The 19,160-nt window shown below is 33.3% G+C and carries 23 protein-coding genes; all 23 read left to right on the forward strand.

Annotation, left to right across the window (positions count from 1 at the left end; translation table 11 throughout):
- Positions 1-75 precede the first annotated feature (75 nt).
- The 23 genes from ADH99_RS03300 (at position 76) to ADH99_RS03410 (ending at position 19,154) form a co-directional block, all read left to right on the forward strand.
- A complete protein-coding gene (locus ADH99_RS03300) occupies positions 76-891 on the forward strand; it encodes a RecX family transcriptional regulator (protein ID WP_049555399.1) in 816 nt (271 codons plus the stop codon).
- The gene (gene mutY, locus ADH99_RS03305) at positions 882-2,054 is read left to right on the forward strand and encodes an A/G-specific adenine glycosylase (RefSeq protein WP_049555398.1); all 1,173 of its coding nucleotides are present in this window, start codon (positions 882-884) and stop codon (positions 2,052-2,054) included. Before ADH99_RS03300 ends, mutY begins: the two co-directional genes overlap by 10 nt.
- Before the next feature lie 130 nt (positions 2,055-2,184).
- Positions 2,185-2,724 (forward strand): nucleoside tri-diphosphate phosphatase, encoded by a 540-nt coding sequence (locus tag ADH99_RS03310; RefSeq protein WP_039849260.1) that lies wholly within the window; start codon positions 2,185-2,187, stop codon positions 2,722-2,724.
- 134 nt (positions 2,725-2,858) lie between these two features.
- On the forward strand, positions 2,859-4,370 hold the full coding sequence (locus ADH99_RS03315; RefSeq protein ID WP_049555397.1) for a phosphoglucomutase: 1,512 nt from the start codon (positions 2,859-2,861) through the stop codon (positions 4,368-4,370).
- Between the two features lie 411 nt (positions 4,371-4,781).
- Positions 4,782-5,084, forward strand: coding sequence for a hypothetical protein (locus ADH99_RS03320; protein ID WP_049555396.1), 303 nt, complete (start codon positions 4,782-4,784; stop codon positions 5,082-5,084).
- 93 nt (positions 5,085-5,177) lie between these two features.
- On the forward strand, positions 5,178-5,447 hold the full coding sequence (locus ADH99_RS03325; protein WP_049555395.1) for a hypothetical protein: 270 nt from the start codon (positions 5,178-5,180) through the stop codon (positions 5,445-5,447).
- On the forward strand, positions 5,434-6,462 hold the full coding sequence (locus tag ADH99_RS03330) for a replication initiator protein A (RefSeq protein ID WP_049555394.1): 1,029 nt from the start codon (positions 5,434-5,436) through the stop codon (positions 6,460-6,462). The genes ADH99_RS03325 and ADH99_RS03330 overlap by 14 nt, the downstream gene beginning before the upstream one ends.
- Before the next feature lie 35 nt (positions 6,463-6,497).
- The gene (locus ADH99_RS03335) at positions 6,498-7,265 is read left to right on the forward strand and encodes a ParA family protein (RefSeq protein ID WP_049555393.1); all 768 of its coding nucleotides are present in this window, start codon (positions 6,498-6,500) and stop codon (positions 7,263-7,265) included.
- Between the two features lie 2 nt (positions 7,266-7,267).
- Positions 7,268-8,140, forward strand: a complete 873-nt coding sequence (locus ADH99_RS03340; RefSeq protein WP_049555392.1) for a ParB/RepB/Spo0J family partition protein — start codon at positions 7,268-7,270, stop codon at positions 8,138-8,140.
- 43 nt (positions 8,141-8,183) lie between these two features.
- Positions 8,184-8,510 carry a hypothetical protein gene (locus tag ADH99_RS03345; protein ID WP_049555391.1) on the forward strand — a complete coding sequence of 109 codons (327 nt, stop codon included), beginning with the start codon at positions 8,184-8,186 and terminating at the stop codon, positions 8,508-8,510.
- A 23-nt stretch (positions 8,511-8,533) separates the two neighbouring features.
- On the forward strand, positions 8,534-8,911 hold the full coding sequence (locus ADH99_RS03350) for a hypothetical protein (RefSeq protein ID WP_049555390.1): 378 nt from the start codon (positions 8,534-8,536) through the stop codon (positions 8,909-8,911).
- Positions 8,912-8,931: 20 nt separating this feature from the next.
- Entirely contained in the window at positions 8,932-9,138 is a 207-nt protein-coding gene (locus ADH99_RS03355) for a hypothetical protein (protein WP_049555389.1), read from the forward strand.
- A gap of 86 nt (positions 9,139-9,224) precedes the next feature.
- Positions 9,225-9,587: a hypothetical protein gene (locus tag ADH99_RS03360; RefSeq protein ID WP_049555388.1), complete on the forward strand. Its 363-nt coding sequence runs from the start codon at positions 9,225-9,227 to the stop codon at positions 9,585-9,587.
- Positions 9,588-9,618: 31 nt separating this feature from the next.
- Positions 9,619-10,056 (forward strand): hypothetical protein, encoded by a 438-nt coding sequence (locus ADH99_RS03365; RefSeq protein ID WP_049555387.1) that lies wholly within the window; start codon positions 9,619-9,621, stop codon positions 10,054-10,056.
- Positions 10,049-10,453: a hypothetical protein gene (locus tag ADH99_RS03370; protein WP_049555386.1), complete on the forward strand. Its 405-nt coding sequence runs from the start codon at positions 10,049-10,051 to the stop codon at positions 10,451-10,453. The genes ADH99_RS03365 and ADH99_RS03370 overlap by 8 nt, the downstream gene beginning before the upstream one ends.
- 11 nt (positions 10,454-10,464) lie before the next feature.
- Positions 10,465-11,301, forward strand: coding sequence for a hypothetical protein (locus ADH99_RS03375; protein ID WP_049555385.1), 837 nt, complete (start codon positions 10,465-10,467; stop codon positions 11,299-11,301).
- 159 nt (positions 11,302-11,460) lie between these two features.
- Positions 11,461-14,604 carry a SpaA isopeptide-forming pilin-related protein gene (locus tag ADH99_RS03380; RefSeq protein ID WP_160313162.1) on the forward strand — a complete coding sequence of 1,048 codons (3,144 nt, stop codon included), beginning with the start codon at positions 11,461-11,463 and terminating at the stop codon, positions 14,602-14,604.
- A gap of 84 nt (positions 14,605-14,688) precedes the next feature.
- A complete protein-coding gene (locus ADH99_RS03385; RefSeq protein WP_049555383.1) occupies positions 14,689-14,961 on the forward strand; it encodes an HU family DNA-binding protein in 273 nt (90 codons plus the stop codon).
- Between the two features lie 46 nt (positions 14,962-15,007).
- Positions 15,008-15,442, forward strand: a complete 435-nt coding sequence (locus ADH99_RS03390; protein ID WP_049555382.1) for a hypothetical protein — start codon at positions 15,008-15,010, stop codon at positions 15,440-15,442.
- 36 nt (positions 15,443-15,478) lie between these two features.
- On the forward strand, positions 15,479-15,706 hold the full coding sequence (locus ADH99_RS03395) for a hypothetical protein (RefSeq protein WP_049555381.1): 228 nt from the start codon (positions 15,479-15,481) through the stop codon (positions 15,704-15,706).
- Positions 15,707-15,715: 9 nt separating this feature from the next.
- Positions 15,716-16,495 carry a hypothetical protein gene (locus tag ADH99_RS03400; protein ID WP_049555380.1) on the forward strand — a complete coding sequence of 260 codons (780 nt, stop codon included), beginning with the start codon at positions 15,716-15,718 and terminating at the stop codon, positions 16,493-16,495.
- Positions 16,496-16,498: 3 nt separating this feature from the next.
- Positions 16,499-16,855 carry a PrgI family mobile element protein gene (locus tag ADH99_RS03405; RefSeq protein WP_049555379.1) on the forward strand — a complete coding sequence of 119 codons (357 nt, stop codon included), beginning with the start codon at positions 16,499-16,501 and terminating at the stop codon, positions 16,853-16,855.
- Positions 16,809-19,154, forward strand: coding sequence for a VirB4-like conjugal transfer ATPase, CD1110 family (locus ADH99_RS03410; protein ID WP_049555378.1), 2,346 nt, complete (start codon positions 16,809-16,811; stop codon positions 19,152-19,154). Before ADH99_RS03405 ends, ADH99_RS03410 begins: the two co-directional genes overlap by 47 nt.
- The last annotated feature ends 6 nt before the right edge of the window (positions 19,155-19,160 follow it).

Here is a 19,160-nt window from a genome sequence, read left to right on the forward strand (position 1 = left end):
GTAGATTAGAGAGTTAAACTTTTATTCATCTGTGTATTTTGCTAAAATATTTTAAGTAGATTGGAGTGTGGGGATATGGTCATTACAAAAATTGAGGCCCAGAAGAAAAAAGGGCGTTACAATATTTATTTGAATGATGTTTTTGCCTTTGGTGTAGATGAGGCAACAGTTGTAAAGTATGCCTTATTTAAAGGGACCGAACTGACAAAAGAACAAATTGAAGAAATTCAGCATGATGATTGTATTCAGCAAGCCTATCAAAAAGCATTACACTTTTTAAACTTCAAGCTTCGTTCAACGAAGGAAGTCTATGAAAAATTAGAAAAATTGGAATTCGATGACGACATTATTAATGAGGTTCTTGGAAAGTTACATGAACAAAATTTTATCAATGATACGTTTTATGCTGAAAGCTATTTAAATCAGGCAAAGTTTGTCACATTCAAAGGGCCGAAGTCTGTCATTTTTGATTTACAGAAGAAGGGGATTAGTGACAAAGTCATTCAAACCGTTCTTGAAGGCTATTCTCTAAAAGAGCAGCTCGAAAATGCGATTCAAATTACGCAAGCTTATTTGAAAGGACAAAAAAGAGTTACTACTAAAGTAGCAAAGCAAAAGGTAAAAGTATTCGTGATGCAAAAAGGATATTCGAAAGAAATTGCTGAAGAAGTAGTTCCGTTCCTATCGTTTGAAGCTCAAAACGAGATGGAAGCAGAATTGGCAATAAAGGAGATTGCAACTATTTACCGACGTATCGCTAAAAAATATGAAGATAATGAATCAGCGCTATGGTATCAAATCAAAGGGAAGTTGTATCAAAAAGGATTTACTTCCAGTGTGATTGAACAAGCTATCGCGCAATTTGAAATGGAGAAAGAAGAATGGATTTAGCCGGAATTGGCGTGAAAATGTGGGACGAGAAGAAAATTAAGCGTTTTAGACGGGCGCTACTAGATTGGTATGATAAAGAAAAACGGGATTTACCTTGGAGAAGAACGCAAAATCCATATTTCATTTGGGTGAGCGAAATCATGCTTCAACAAACAAGAGTGGATACAGTAATTCCATATTACGAGCGTTTTCTAGCGACTTTTCCAACTATAAAAGATTTGGCAGAAGCTCCTGAAGAGACTTTATTAAAATGCTGGGAAGGACTTGGATATTACTCACGAGTACGTAATATGCAAAAGGCAGCCATTCAAGTGATGGAAGAGTTTGGTGGAGAATTTCCAAATACTTATGACGGAATCCTATCGTTAAAAGGGATAGGCCCTTATACTGCTGGAGCGATTGCAAGTATTGCATTCGGGTTGCCAGAACCAGCAGTTGATGGGAATTTGATGCGAGTCATTAGTAGACTGTTTGAAGTGAATTTAGATATTGGAAATCCAAGCAATCGATGGGCTTTCCAAGAAATTGCTGAAATTCTTATTGATCCTGACAGACCGGGAGATTTTAATCAGGCTCTGATGGATTTAGGTTCTGATATCGAATCTCCAGTGAATCCTCGTCCAGAAGAAAGTCCGGTGAAAGATTTCAGTGCGGCATATTTAAATGGAACGATGCATATTTATCCAATTAAAAAACCTAAGAAAAAACCAACTCCGATGAAATGGAGAGCCTTTGTGGTTCAAGATGAGCAAGGAAGATTTTTAGTTGAAAAAAATACACAAGCGGATTTACTCAGTGGCTTTTGGCATTTTCCGTTGATTCGTGATTTCAGCACAATTGGAGAATCGATTGATCTATTTGAGGGCGTGCTAGAAGAATCTTCAAATTATGAAATCAATCAGAATATACCATTAGAAGTGCAATTCGAAAGTCTGTACAGAATGAAATTAACACCGATTCGACTGCTTCCTAAATCGGTCAAGCATATTTTCAGTCACCAAAGATGGGATATTGAATTGCAATATGCGAACGCATCAGGTGAGGTGAAGAATAATTCATCTAGAACTCTAAAGTGGGTTACTAAAGAAGAGATGGAACTTCTGCCTCAATCAAGAGTTCAAGGGAAAATGTGCGAGATTTTAGTCGGGCAAGAGCTTTTATAAATGAATGAGCTAAAATCGCATCGCTGTACTGTTTTTTGTTCACAGAATACTAGAAATATGCTATACTACTAGTGATTTGAAAAACACTAAGAGTTATCTCTTAAATAGATACAGAAAGTTGGATATAGTGGTGCACAATCCCAGAGAAGGAGAATTCATCACTGTCAAGAGTTATAAACATGATGGTAGTCTTCATCGCACTTGGCGCGACAGCATGATTTTGAAGACAAGCGATCAAGCTATTATCGCTTGTAATGATCATACTCTTGTGACTGAGTCCGACGGAAGAAGATGGTTGACGAGGGAGCCAGCGTTACTTTATTATCATAAACATTATTGGTTTAATATTGTAACGATGATTCGTCAAAAGGGGATATCTTATTATTGTAATCTTGCATCGCCTTATGTATTGGATGCTGAGGCGCTGAAATATATTGATTATGATTTAGATATTAAGATTTTTCCAGATGGCGAAAAACGATTGCTTGATGTCGATGAGTATGAATTACATCGCCGTCAAATGCACTATTCGAAAGAAATTGATCAAATCCTAAAGGCGAATGTAGAAATTCTTGTGGATTGGATTAATAATAAAAAAGGGCCGTTCTCACCAGAATATGTCGATTTATGGTATGAAAGATATATTCAATTAACCTATCGTAAATCATAACTCATGATAGCTGAGTTAAAAGCAAGTAGCAAAGGCTGCTTGCTTTTTTGTTATCTAGGATAATTTTTTGGGAACCTTCTATTAATGCATTAGCGCTTTTGGTAAAATAGAACTATAGTGAAGGAGGAGTTCCTATGTCAAAAATCAAAGAGTTACAACTGAGTTCAGATATTCGCGGTATTGCTATTGCGACAAAAGAGTTTGATGCAACATTGACAGTAGAAGAGAGTCGTTTAATTGCGAGTGCTTTCGTGAAATGGTTACAGAAGCGGTATCCGTCTAAAAAAATTACGGAATTAATTATTGGGATCGGTCGTGATAGTCGTATAAGTGGACCGGAGTTAACAAAAGAATTTATTAAAGTTTTATCGGCTTTTGGAGTTCACGTAATTGATTTTGAAATGGCGACGACTCCAAGTATGTTTATGGCGACCCAATTTGAAGAATTTGACTGCGATGCGACAGTGATGTTTACTGCGAGTCATTTACCATTTTATTACAATGGACTAAAATTTTTCACGCGTGGGGGCGGATTAGAGTCCAGTGATATTCGTGATATTATTGCATTGGTGGATGAAAAGGAAGAACTACCACAAGGATCAGTTTCTACTATAGAAGTAAAAAGTATTTTTGAACGATACAGTCGTCATTTAGTGGAGTTGATTCGTAAGGGGAGTCAGAGCGAAAAAGAAAAACCGCTTGAAGGATTACATATTATAGTCGATGCTGGGAATGGAGCAGGAGGCTTCTTTGCAAAAAGTGTACTAGAAGAACTAGGTGCTAAAACGGAAGGCTCACAATTCTTAGATCCAGATGGAACTTTCCCAAATCATATTCCAAACCCAGATAATAAAGAAGCAATGGAAAGTATTAAGAAACAAGTACTAGCGGAAAATGCTGATTATGGTGTGATTTTTGATACAGATGTGGATAGAGCTGCGATTGTAACAGGAAGTGGGGAACTTCTCAATAGAAATAATTTAATTGCTGTTTTAAGTGTGATTGTGATAAGCGAGCATCCTGGAACAACAATAGTAACGAATTCTCCTACAACTGAACACTTGAAGAAATTCATTATGAAGTTAGGTGGGCATCAATATCGATATATATCGGGTTATCGTAATGTTATAAACAAAGCAATAGAATTAAATAATCAAGGAACTGATTGTCAGCTTGCGATTGAAACTAGTGGTCATGCTGCGTTCAAAGAGAATTACTTTTTAGATGATGGAGCGTATGTGGTCGCAAAAATATTAATGTTGCTTCCTAGATTGGTTGCTAAAGGGGAAACCTTAGATTCATTAATTAAAAAGCTAGTCCAACCTAAAGAAGTTGTAGAAGTTCGTTTTAAGATTGAAACTAAAGATTTCAAAGCTACAGGGTTAGAAGTAATCAAAGATTTCCCTAATTGGATTCCGAAAGACTGGGTAGTAAATCCCGAAAATGAAGAAGGAGTTCGAATTGACTTTAAAGGGGAATATGGAGATGGATGGCTTCTTTTACGGATGAGTCTACATGAGCCACTTTTAGTATTACAAATAGAAAATGATATGGTGGGGTATCAAACTAAGATTCTTAAAACGATAAATAAAATTTTGAATCGCTATCCAGAACTCAATCGGAATAGACTAGAAGCATTGTTATAATAATGATTAAAAAGATACAGTTTGCATTTTTTGTGAACTGTATTATTTTTTTATAAAAAGTATATCGTAAGTGTCTAGAGTTTAGTTAGATGGAAATAAATAGGGAATAAAAAGAGAATGGTAAAAAATCCATTCTCTTTTTTAATGGATTAACCGTCCTTTGACAACTGAATACAACCATCGGCTCGATCAGCGTGGCTAGGAATAAAAAAGAAATGGAGCAGATGGATTAAATAGTGGAGTAACGAACCACTTCTGCCACACAACGAAAGTACATAAGATTATGGAAATGAGTTAGAGGTTAACACGACTACAAACCTTGCGTAAAAAATACTGTGGAAGGATACGTTCCGTCCCGACATTTTATTTTATTACTTTTTGCCTTCAGGGCGAAAAGTGGAAGGAGAAAAAATGGAAGTAAAAATTAGTGACCTAAGACAATTAGGAGTAAGTGGAAATGCAACTGTCAAATTAGGGAAAGATTACAAATTCCCTTATGTAATTGCTGAAGTAAGGAAAGACGGTATTTATGTGCCTATTAAAAATGCTGTCATTAATGGTAAAGAAGCAGATATTAAAATGAGAGAATCATTCCCTAATATCTATAAACATATTTTAACAATAAAACAAGGAAATATCCTTGTGGCTGAGAGAAAAAACGATAAATTAGTAATGAATGTATCGTATGAGAAGAGATTGAGAAAAGAGAAATAACAGAGAAAAAATAATATGGACGGCTTTAAAGTGATTATTAAAGAGTAGTAATTAGTTTAAAACCGTCCATACAGAAGATATGAGGAGAAATAGATGAAATCATTAAAAAGAAACATTAGGGTTCCAATTGATTTGGTAATGAACAAGAGACTAACTTCAGATGAAAAAATGTTTTATGTAAAGTTGCTAGATTCTATCGTTCAGAATGAAATGGCAATTATTCCAAAACGAATAACCTATAAAGAGAGAATTACTCTTAAGAGGTTGGAACAATTAAAGTTTATAGAGAGCTTTAACGAAAACGGAGAAATTACAACCGTCAAATTTGATTTGAAAGGATTTGTAGTTGATGAAGTTGAATAAAGAACAGAAAGAATTGATTCTTTCAAAACGGGTAGGGTCAAACGTTTTTGAAAAAGAAAGACAACGATTCCTAATGCTCCCAGCTGGATTGGCATATGGAGAACTGTACGAAACATTATCAACAGATTCAAAATTTGCATGGACAATTTTAAACGATAGAGCGAAATTATCTAAGCGAAATGGTTGGTTTGATGAAGATGGAAGTATTTATTTTATCTTCAATAATATTGACCTTGTAAAAATTTTGAAAATGAGTGAACCAAAAGTCATCAAGATAAAAAAAGAATTGGTGGAATATGGGTTGCTTGAGCAAAAACGATTGGGAAGAGGACTTCCTAATAGATTGTATCTGTTTGAACCTGTACTAACTGAATCAGATATTCATCTGATGTTAAAGGAAAATAGTGACAATACAGAAAACCTTGATATGACTCAGAACTTAAATATTTTAAGTTCTAGAACTAAAAATTCTTTAGTTCTAGATAATGCTGGTACAGATAAGAACTTAAATATTTTAAGTTCTAGAACTAAAAATTCTTCAGTTCTAGAACTAAACAATTTTAAGACTAATAATAATAAATATATTAATAATAATATAAATAATATAGACGAATCAGCTAAGGCTGAATCAAATATTGAGTTATCCACAAATCAATATTTTAAAAAATCAAAATTGCTTACAGATTTTCGAATCATGGGTATACCTGAATCCGTGACAAATGAATTGCATCGAGCAATTGGGGATACAGAGAAAATAAGTTATATTTGTGGCGTTATATTCCAGGCAAAACGTTATGTATCAAATCAAACTAACCACGAAATCTACTTGGAAGAATTGAGTGAAGATAATTTCAAAGAACTAACAAAATGTATATTGAGAGCTTTGAAAAAAGATTTAACAGAAAATACTGTTGAAAAATTTGATAGATATTTATTTGTAACGATACAAAAATTCTTTGAAAACTATGTACTTGAAAAAAAAGCACAAGTTCCATTAGTTGATTGGAATTTATAAAAGAGACTGAGAGATAAAGAAGGAGACTAGGAGACATGAAAATAATTGCTATTGCGAACCAAAAAGGTGGAGTTGGAAAAACTTCCACAACTATGAATCTTGGAGTAACACTTGCTAAAGCTGGGAAGAGAGTGTTGTTGTTGGATTTCGATCCGCAACATAACCTCTCAAACTATTTAAAAGAGGAAAAATACGAATTGACGATTGCTGAAGCAATTCAACAAGAATTGAATAATCAGTTTGATTATGAAAATAACTTAATTCAATCGTATTCAGAAAATCTAGATTACATTCCGACGAGCCTAAATTTATCTGCTATTGAAATGAGCTTGATTATGGCTAGTGCAAGAGAATATATTCTTTCGGATATTTTTAATCGCTTAAATGTAAAAGAAAATTACGATTACGTATTAATCGATTGCATGCCAGCTTTAAACATTTTGCTAATTAACGCATTAACGGCTAGCACTAGCGTGCTTATTCCGGTTGAAGCAAGTTATGGAGCATTTGAAGGGTTAGGGCAATTATTCCAATATATTGAATTAGTAAAGAAACGATTGAATCGTGGATTAGAGGTTGAAGGAATCTTATTTACTAAAGTTTCAAACACAAAAATCTCTAAAGAGGTAAAAAATAGATTGTCTGAAGAATACGGAAATGTATTACTCAAACAAGAAATTAAAGAACTAACTGAAGCAAGAAGAAGCTATGCTGAAAGAGTGCCTCTACAACAAATGGCAAAAAGTAAGTTAGCTGAAAACTATGAAGCACTTGCTAAAGAGATTTTGGAAAAAGGAGAATAACAATGGTTAGTATTGAATCGATGTTTGGACTTGAAGAAACAACAGAAAATAACGTGAAGGAATTATCAGTAAACAAGATTTTTCCATACCCTAATCAACCTTTCGTCAACTATTCTGAAGAAAGACTACAAGAACTTGCTGATGATATAAAAGCAAGAGGACTTGATAATCCAATTGTAGTCAGAAAGATAAATGAACATGATTATCAAATTATTGCTGGTCATAATCGGTTTAACGCTGTTAAAAGATTAGGCTGGAATCGTATTCCAGTAAATATTAAAGAGTTAACAGATGAAGAAGCAATGATTTATTTAGTTCAAAGTAACTTATTACAACGAACTAATATTAAAGAAAGCGAAAAGGTTAAAGCATATACTTTGAGAGCGAAGGCTTTAAAAAGACAAGGTAAAAAAGGCGAAACCAAATACAATTCTTTAGAAAAAATTAGCGAAAGTGAACAGATTAAACCTAGAACACTTTCAAGATATATCGCATGCAGCAATTTAATTCCTGAATTTCTAGATTTACTAGATGAAAAGAAAATCTCTTTAAATATTGGAGAACAATTAGCAAAACTTAGTCCTGAGAACCAGGAAAAAGTTGCGAATCATTTGGCAAATACGCTTCATAAATTAACTCTTTCTGAAGCAAAAGAAATTGCTGAAAATCAAGATGAAAGTTTGGTGTTAGAAGATTTAATTGGAACTGAAAATAAAGTTCCTTTGTCAGAGGACAAAATCGACAAGAAAGTAAATAAGATACTAAATCAACTGACAGAATCTGTAGACTATCAAATATTTCTCTCGCAAGATAGCATGAACGAAGATAAAGTCGGTAATTTATTGAAGGTTTTAATTATTGAAGGGATATTGTAATATAAAGATATACACCTCTAATGTTAAATGAAGGAGAAGGTATATGGAGCAAATAGGATATTTAATTGCTGGTCTTGTTATCTTAGGTTTTTTAGCTATAATAATTTGGGAATTATTTGTTAGTGGGGTAAAACTCATTTTATTTGCAATAGGATTAGCGATTGTTGTAGCTATTTATGAATATATTCAAGCAAACATTGAAATCTTTCAAAATATTTGGGGATACGCAAAGTATCTCCTCGTGCTTCTTCCTTTTGTATTTTTTGCATACCTATGGAAACGGACAAGAAAAAGAGAACGGATAGAGGAACTTATTGAGGAGTTGGAAGGAAATAATGACTTTTCGCCTTCAGGGCAAAAAGTTAATTAAAAAACATATTAGAGGTGTATTTTATGGGTATAAAGAATAAAAACGGTCTTTTAGTGTCATATCCATGTGAAGAATTAATACATGATATATCAGAAGATATATTCTTGTTTGGAGAAGATTATAAAGTTTATGCTGTCCTTCAATTCTTTGGAACTGTAGATGGTAGAATACTTGATGTTGATTTTATTGTTGATTATATAGACGCTGAAATGCCTACAGAAAAAGACTTTTTAGGTGATAGCTGCGATTTAGGTTATCCTGATGAATCAGATCGAATCACATTAGAAATGCTACAAGATGATTATAGAAAAAATCTCAAAAGTATTGAAAATGAAAGAGTAGTTTTAATGACTGCTAAAGAACTCTTAGATAAACTTTTAATTCAAAACTCACTAGAATGATAAAAGGAGTATAAGAAGATATGGTTAATGAAAATAACTTTAGTCGATTTTTATTATTTATATACGTAATTGTTATTCCAGTTTCATTAATTTATTTAATATTAACAGGGAAAGTGTCTTTAGAGGGTCAGCCACCAGTCGCTATTTTTGCTCTAAATCTATATTTTGCAACTGCTAGTTTTGTATTAGCTTTATGGATATATTCTTGGCTTAAGGATAATCTGTAAACCTTTCGCCTTCAGGGCGAAAAGTAAATTTAAAAGTCATATTAGATAACTTGATATATGAAACAATTCAATTAAGAGGTGGGAAAATGGAATACAAACTAGAGAACTGGCAATGGAAAATACTTGCACAATTTGATGATATTGTTGAAGATTTTAACGAAGTTGGATATTGGGAAGATAAAACTAGGTATAAAGACTGTCAATATAATCCAAATGAAAATGCTAAATTGATAGTAAATGTAGCAGATATAGATGAATATAATTGGTTTGTTGACGTTGCTAATGGTTTAAAATACCGTGATGAAAACTATGAAGATTTACCAGAAGAAATAAAGGAATACCTAGATACTGATGATTGGGACGTTCTTATTCGACTTGAAGAAAAAGTTAAAGAATGGAAAGAAGAATTAGAAGAGGATATTACCTTTCGCCTTCAGGGCAAAAAGTGAGTATAATATAAGTGAAAGGAGTGTATAAAAAATGAATAATAATGAAAAGTTAAATTCCTTTTTTACTAAGATTGAACATAAATTGTTTGGTGCGGATCAAGATAAACTTAAAAAATTAAAATCACTTAATAATGATGAATTATTATTAAGATATGTAGATTTAAAAGCTAAAAATTACATAAATGAAAAACTTTCATTTGTGATAGTTCCTGGATTTTCTTTAGCAATTTTGGCGGGTTTAGCAAAGTTGGTTTATGATTTTATTCAAAGAACAATATCAACGAATTCTAATCATGTCAATTCAGAAGTTATTCTTTCGGGAGGTATTTTATTCCTTATTGTAGTTACTATTTCTTTTATAATATTATTGATATTTTATTGGAAAAACATGAAAGATAATAAAAAGGAATATTTTCTTATTGAGTTTTTATTGAAAGAGAGAAAAGAAGAGGTAAGCGAAAGTGAATAAAAATTATTTTCATACTATAAAGGAAGAAATTTTAGGAAATGTGATTGTTTTCGTATTATTCATATTAGGAACATTGATAAATAACCATAGGCTAAATAATTTCAATAGTAAATATTCTGGTAAAAACGCATTTGAAGTAATGACTGTTGAAAATGGGATTGCTTGGCAATTGTTATCCATATCTACGGTTTTAGTTGTTAGTGCAATTGTGATTCTTTACTTCTTTATAAAAAAATGGAAAGAGGTAGAAGGTTATTCTAAAATAACATTATTAATTCTTGGAATTGTAGTTGTTATATTTGCGATTTGGATTATACTGGCAATAAACAATCCTATTTTACAATCTGCTTTAGCGGTACTGCTTGTTGGTTCTGGAATAGTATTTGCGAATGAATAAAGGAGAGAAGCATGAAAGAAAAATTAATCCAATTAAAAGAAAAATTTTTATCATTATCAAATGTTAAAAAGGTAATGATTATTAGTGGAAGTGCTGTTGTTTTATTAGGTGGTGGATATGCGGTATCTATACTAGCTGGACAAACTGAAAAAACACAAGAGGTTGTACAAGTAGCGGAAGTGACTACTGAAACAACTACTACAACTGAAAATAAAGAGTTGAAAGACTTACAAGAAAAAGTCGCAAAAGCTTCTTCTGAAGCATTGAAGAAAGAGGATAAAGAAACTCTTGAAAAATCGATCAAGGATTCAAAACTATCTGATAAAGAAAAAGAAGACTTAATCAAGAATTTAGAGAAAGTCACGTTAGTCGAACAAACTACTTCTTCTGAGAAAAAAGAGGAATCTTCTTCTGAAGAAAACAAAACAGAAAACAAGTCTTCAGAATCTAATGCTGTCGCAAGTAATCAATCTTCAAATGATTATTCTTCAGGTTCATCTTCAAATAGCGGTTCAAGTTCGTACAGTAAAGATTACAGTTCTAGTAGCAATTCTTCTTCTTCACAAAACAACAGCTATCAAGAACAACCAACACAACCAACATATACGCCTGAACCAGCACCAGTACAAACTCAAGCACCAGCTCCTGTACGCTTAACAGCTTTAGGAAATACTGGATTAGAGTTTGCAACGCTTGCAGAAGCTGGAGCATGGCTTGAAGCTAAGATGGAAGAATCTTATAAAGCCTTAGAAGCTGGAAAACAGGACTGGGCATATACAGGGAATTACTTTGAAATTCCATGGAGTGATGGACATACAACAGCTAGTGTAAACCTTAGAAAACAATAACGACAACTGAATAAAAATTAGAAAAAAAGCAATGTTTGGAAAAAATCCGTTCATTGCTTTTTTGTTTTTAAAAGGAGATAAATATGGATTATTTGAAGAATAAAGAACCACCTTTTGCCAAAATGGCAGAAGGTAAATATAAGAAGAAAGGAAATGAAAATGAATTATAAAAAGATGATTAAGAAAACAATCGCAAGTCTTGCGGTTGGGGTAGGCGTTCTAGCTACATTTTCTAGGCAATCCTCTGTTAACGCTTATCAAGTAAGCGAAGAAAATGGAGGAAAAGGGAATGTTCAAGTGTACCATAAAGTACATGACTATAGCTGGTGGTTAAATATTAATGACAATATTTCCATTGTTAAAGTTAATGGAGAAGTCGTGTTTTGTGTTGAACCAGCTACTTTAGTCCAAAATGGGGTTTATTACAGTTCGGCAGAAATTCAAGATGGGGCTTTGATAGATCACTTTGGGAATACCATTAGTCAAAATCAAATAGATGAAATTAAAAATGCTATTTTTTGGGGTTGGGATATGTCTTCAGATAAAAGTGGAAATCAATATCTCTATGTCCAGTCTAAAATTTGGGACATTCTTGGTTGGACGCCACAAAACTTTAGAGGTGGAAATACATGGGATGGATATTCAAAAGTATCTAATTTTGTAGATGGAAAACTGAATAACGAACGTGCTACAAGTTGGCACAAACAAACATATACGGTAAAAGCTGGAGAATCAATCACATTAACAGATAACAATCAAGTGTTTCCTTATGTTTCTAACCCAACTGATACAAAAGGTTGGATTTTTGAGCGTATTAGTGATTCTGAATTAAAAATCACTGCTACTAAGGATTCGCAAGACGCAACATTTGTTTTTAGACCTCAAGCTCTACCGGCAGACTACAGTCCAGCCTCACTATTATTAACTCATGGCACTAGCCAGAATGTAGTGATGTTCCGTGACCCTGATAGGTTATTTTCATCAATAACTTTAAATGTTGTCAAAAAAGGGAACATTAAGATTGTGAAGACTGATGACGAAACTGGAAAACCACTTGCTGGGGTTGAATTTGGATTATTTGAAAAAGGTAGCACAACTGCTATTGCGACTGCCACAACGAATGATGAAGGGGAAGCGTTCTTTAATGACTATGACCCTAAAGAGTTCGATATTAAAGAAACTCGAACCCTTGAAACATACAGACTTAATAATCAAGTTTATAGCGTGACTGTTCCAGCTGGAGATACGGTTACTGTTCGTGCGACAAACGTTTCTAAGAAATATAAAGTAAGTATTTCAAAACATTTAGATGAAGCGTTAGATGGTAGCGGAACTCGTGTACCAGGTAAAAACATTGCATTTGATTTAGTAGATACTAATGGTAATGTTGTTCAAACGATTACGACAGATGAAAAGGGATATGCAGTATCAAATGATATTCCATATACAACTTCTGTAACGATCGTTGAACACACACCAACAGGCTATCAAACACCACAACCAATTAAAGTACAATTAGATACCAATAAAGATAATCACACATATCACTACCTAGTGGAAAACAATGTGAAGAAATCATTCTTGCAGCTATTAAAAACAGATGCTGAAACAGGGAAAACAATCCCAGCTTCAGGCGTTCGTTTCAAACTTTATAAAGATGGAAAACAAGTTAGTCAGCAAGTCACAGTTCCATCTTTACAAACGATTGATGTTTTTGAAACTGACTCAAACGGTCAAGTAACATTCCCACAACAATTAAGCTATGGGAACTATGAAATCGAAGAAGTACAAGCACCAACAGGCTATGTATTATCAGACAAACGCTTAGCCGTGAATATTTCAGGAGATGACGTTGTTGTAACAGTTAAATTTGCAAACACACCTCAAAAAGGTCAATTGCAAATTACAAAAACAGGTTCACAAATTGTCTCATGGGTACAAGATGGCAACGGAGTAAACGTTCCTAACATCCAAAGAGTACCTCTTGCTGGAGTAAAGTTTGAATTAATCAAAGATGGAGTGGTTATTGAACAAGCAACAACAAACTCAAACGGAATTGCGACATTCACTAATAAACCATTAGGGAAATACCAATATCGTGAAATTTCAGCTCCTGAAGGCTATGTAGTGGATTCAACACTACATGAAATTACATTTACTCCACAAGAGCAAACTGTGAAAGTTGATAGTCATAGCGTTTCTGTTCACAACGAACGTAAGACAGTTTCAGTACAATTCAATAAATCATTTGAAGAATCTAAATACTTCAAGAACGAACAAAAAGCAACCTTTGGACTTTATACAGCTAATGCTGTTGAAGGCTTGCCTGCTAATAGTTTAGTCGGACTTGCACAAGTAAATGGTTCAGGAACATATACATTTGGAAACCTTCCAATTGATGGAGAATTTTACTTAAAAGAATTGACTACTGGAGAAGCATACAGCTTAAATGATACAAAAATTGGCGTATCTACAAGTTTTGCGACAAGTGGAAGTCCAGCACAAACAGTAGTTGTTGAAACACCAATCGTGAACGAAATTAAACGTGGAGACCATGAATTAGTTAAGGTTGAAGCAAACAGTAAAGAACGTTTAGAAGGCGTTGAGTTTAAATTAGTAGCTGTATCTGAAAACAATGGAGAAGTTGAGGTAGGACGTTATACAACGGATAAAGACGGAAGAATCATCTTTAAAGATTTAGAATATGGAAACTACTATGCTCAAGAAACAAAACCATTAGAAGGTTACTTAGGGAATATTCAAAAGTTCTTCTTCAGCATTAAAGGCGGAGAGAAAGTAGATAAAAATGATAATTCTACAGAAGCAACCGCAACTCGTACAGTAGTTGAGAACGAACGTCAACCTTTAATTCATACAGAAGCTACAACAGCGTCAGGTGGAAAACAAGGTTATGAGAATGAAAAGCATATTGAAAAAGCATTTCTTGCTAATTTAACAATTGGAAAGAAATATACAGTTATCGCTACTCAATATGACAGTACTGGTAAAGTATTTGCTACACAAGAACGTGAATTTATTGCCGATTCAGAAACAAGAACAGAAATCTTTGAATTTACTGTCCCAGTAGGATATACAGGAAATATCGTGTACGGAGAAGATTTATATCGTGATAAAGAAAAAGTGGCAACACACTTTGACCTAAAAAATGATAAACAAACGGTAACAGTAGTAAGACCTGAATTACCAAAAACTGGTACACAAGGAAGCGGAATGACAATTCTTGCTGGAGTTGTAGCATTAATTGGTGCATTAGGATTATCAAAAAAGAGAAAACAAAACTAATAAAATAAAAGGATAGAGTGGTAGAAATACCACTCTTAACCTTTCGCCTTCAGGGCAAAAAGTGAATTAGCGAGGAGATATATTGTGACTAAATATAAAGATAACGACATTATCAATATGATAGGTAAAGATACTGGAGTAAATGAAGTTGTCGTTGAATTAGTGTTGAAAGATTTATTCACCAAAATAGTAGATTTAGCGGAAAAAAATCACGAAATTCAATTTAGAGGTTTTGGTACATTTGTAAAAAGTAGAAGAAGAAATATGATTCAATCTCAAAGAAATGTAGATTATTTCTATAGTTTGCGTTTGAAATCATCAGAAACTATAAAAAAACGATATACAAACAATCAATAAATAACCTTTTTGCCTTCAGGGCGAAAAGTAAGAAAGGAATCAAATTATGAAATTTGAAAGAAAAAGTTCGAGACAATCAGTACCTTATCTAAAAGAAGGAAAACATGACGTAACAATTATTAGTTGTGAAATGACCAAATCTAAAAAAGATTCAAATATGTTCAAAATGGTTTTAGAAGGAGAAAATGGGGAACGTGCTTACTATTACCTCACTTTCGGAACAGATTATACAGAAGATAATTTACAGTATCTTTTAACAAGTATTCAAGACCATGGATATGATATTCCTGATTTAGATTTTGGATACAACAAGGAAACTGTTCAATTTTTAGAAGATAAAAAAACCTATGTTGAAATTGTTTCTGAATTAGATGGAAAACAAAAAAGATATCGTGTATCAAAAGTTTTAACATTATCGGAATATGAAGATTCTTATGACGATGAAGAATCTAACAATGATTATCCCTTTTCAGAAGAATAAAACTATTTATAAGGATTTAATTAAGGAGGAAATAAAATGGAAATCGTAACAAAATTAATCACAGTCATTGGTTCTATTATTACAGTCATCGGAATATTCAACGTTTTAATGGGGTTGTATACCTGGTATAGAGGATTTAAAAATGAAAATGCTGAAAAGGTTGACCAGGGTATTAGTTCTATGATTCTAGGTGGTGTTATGGGGACAATTGCAGCTGGTGTAACGGCAGCTGTTGTTGCAGCTTTAGGAAACATTGCGTTTTAGGAGTATTACATGATAAAAGAAGGAGTTTTAGGCAAACTGCTTTCGTCCTTACAAGACTATAATGGAGTAGCCAATGGATATGCTACAAACGTATCATCAGCCTTAAATGTAGTAGGAACAACTCTTCTAGGAATAATGTTGTATATAGAACTTGCTAATATGCAAAAGAAGCTTTCTAGTGAACAAGGAATGCTATCGATAGAATTGTTAATGTCAGTTGTATGGAAATACATTGTGGCATTAGCGTTCGTTATGCTAAGTGATAAAATTATTGATACTTTTATATGGTTCTCAAATGCAATAGGTCACTTAATCAATAGCGTATCTATTGAAGGAGAAGCAAGTTCAGGAACAGTACCATCAGTGACAGGCGATTTAGGATGGAGTCAAAGTATGATTATCAATATAGTACAAGTCTTCAGCAATTTTGCCTTGTGGTGTGGAGAAGTCATTACAGATATTCTTATCTTCATGCGTTTTCTAATGTTGTATGTATATAAGATGGTTGCTGGTGTGATGTTTGCGTCCTTTGTAAGTGATGAATGGAGTTCGATCGCTAAAAGTTATATTAGACAGGTACTAGCACTAGTCATACAAGGATTTGTTTTGATACTAATTATAAAAGTCTTTCAAGCAATTCGATTAGGGGAAGTTCTAGAAGTGACTTCTAACGGAGATGACTTTGCCAAAAATCTAGCTAGTCAATTTATGTTTATTGTTAAATCAGTAGCATATATTGGAATTGTGTTAGGGTCGCAACGCTTAACTCAGAAGATGGTAGGTGGATAATCAATGAATTTAGAATCAAGATTCTATACAGATGTATCAAAATACGAACCTGAAGTCATGCTGGGAATGACAAAACGACAATTAAAAATGGTAGCGTTAAGTATTCCTGGAATAGTTTTAATGGTGTTAGAAATGATATTTCTTCCTGAATTGGTTGCATATTTGTTAGCATTTCTAACAGCTGGATTAATGGTTGCACCACCGATTCTATCTTATTTTGGGAAAATGCAACAATTCAAAAAGGATGTTGAATTCTATCTTGTAGACCAGGATAGAGTTTATCAAGTAGAGCAGATAAGGAGGTATGAGCCTAGTGAATTTATTCAAAAGAAAAGCGTCAAAGAAACAGACAGAATCTGAGAAAATAAGATATGAGAGAATGAAATCTTCAGCAACAAGTCCAAATACTTTAAAATACACAAGTTTATACGAAAATGGACTAATGCACATTGTAGAACATGAATATTCTAGAATGGTTGGGTTAGGGGATTTAAGTTACCGTGTAGCTGATGAAGAAGAAAAATTAGCGATTGTTGTTAGTTATGCTGAAGCATTAAATTCATTGGATAAAAATTCAAACTATCAATTGTTTGTAGTCAATAAACGTATTGATGATAGCATGATTGATAATTTTCTTTTGCCCTATCAGGAAGATAAAAACGATAAGTACCGCAAAGAAATCAACAACATGATTGAAGCGAACTATACGTTGGAACAAAAAAACTTTGAAACAAAACAATATGCTGTATTTACTACAAAAGCAAATGCCCCAAAACAAGCAGAATCGCAATTGTCCGCTACTATATTAAATTTCAGCAAGAAATTTAATGCTACAGGAGTAGACCTATCATTTACAGACTTAGACGGAATTGAAAGGCTAAAACAATTTCATAATCTATTACGTCCAAAACAATTCTTTAGAATGAAATATAGCGATTTGGCATTGACTGGATTAACTACAAAATCATTTATAGCACCGAATAGAATTAAGTTTTTCGATGATTATTTTATGATTGATAACTATTGTGCAAGAGTATTATACATCCGTCAATATCCTCAACGATTAGAAGATGTTTTAATTAAAGACTTATGTGCTTCAGATCATGAATTATGTATATCTATTCATGCAAGACCATATGACCCTATTGAATTTAGGAAAGCAACGAATACCAAACTAATGTTGAATAAACGAGCAATTGCTAGGGAACAAAAGGAAAATCTAAAAAGTGGATTATCTGAAGACATGGTTTCAGGGGTTACATCAGAAGTCAGAAGAAATATTGAAGAGCTATTGCATGATATGAAAGAGAACAGTCAAAAAATGTTTTCTGGAATGTTTACAGTACTTCTAATGGAAGAAGATAAAGATAAACTAGAAGAAGCTACAAAAAATATTCAATCTGTTGTAAGAAGTCATGGAATCCATTTTGAAGTAGCTTATAAAATGCAAGAAGAAGCGTTAAATACAATCTTACCAATTGGGAAAGCTTATTTAGACGTTGAATGTAATTATGTAAGAGATATGACGACTAACAACCTAGCAACTCAAGTACCGTTTTCAACGGTTGATTTGCAGGATAATACGGGACAATATCTCGGTAAGAATCAGTTAAGCCGTAATATTATTACTGTGAATAGAAAACATCTGAACACTCCTTCAGGGTTAATTTTTGGTTCAAGTGGTTCAGGGAAAGGGATGACTACAAAATGGAGTATCATTTCTACCTTGCTAAGCAATAAAAACGATAAATTTATTATTGTTGACCCTGAAAACGAATATGCAAAAATCGGTAGGGAATTTGGAGCTGAAATCCTGGATATATATCCAGGTTCTAAGCACCATCTAAATATATTAGATATGGCGGATAAAGGACTTCTTCAGGAAGAAGACAAGCATGTGGATTTAATCAAAGAAAAAGCAAACCTATTATCAAGTTTGTTTGAATCTTTGCTGAAGGAATATACAGATATTGAAGCAAGTATTGTCGATCGAGTGACGAGAGAAGTTTATGAGAAATATGAAAATCCTACATTAGTAGATTGGTATTATACCTTAAAAAATCAACCTGAAGAACTAGCTGAAGAGCTGGCATTAAAAGTTGAACCTTATACAGTTGGTGGACAGGATATTTTTGCTCACGAAACAAATATTGATTTAAGTGATAAGTTCGTTATCTTCAATATCAAACGGTTAGATGAAAAGCTAAAACCATTTGCGATGAAAGTAATTCTTGACCAAATATGGAATCAAGTCGTACAAAATCAAGGAAAGGTGACTACCTGGTTGTTCTTCGACGAATTACAACTAAACTTTGATAGTATCGAAAATTCAAGATGGTTCATGAAGTTGTGGTCAAGGGTTCGGAAGTATGGGGCAATTCCAACAGGAATTACTCAAAATATCGCAACACTATTAGAAGATAGTGAAGGAAGAAAAATGCTTTCCAACAGTGAATTTTTTGTTCTGTTAAGACAAAAGAAAGTCGATTTAGATTCCCTTCGGAATGTATTAAATATTCCTGAAACCCTTCTTCAGTACGTTGGAGAAAGAGTACCACAAGGGACAGGTTTAATCTCTTCAGGTGGTGTTGTCGTTCCATTTGAAAATATTATTTCTAAAGATACAGAATTGTATCGATTAATGGAAACAGACGCTTAGAGGTGG

Source organism: Granulicatella sp. 572.rep1_STHE (genome assembly GCF_001073445.1).
In the GTDB taxonomy this organism is placed as follows: Bacteria; Bacillota; Bacilli; order Lactobacillales; family Aerococcaceae; genus Granulicatella; species Granulicatella adiacens.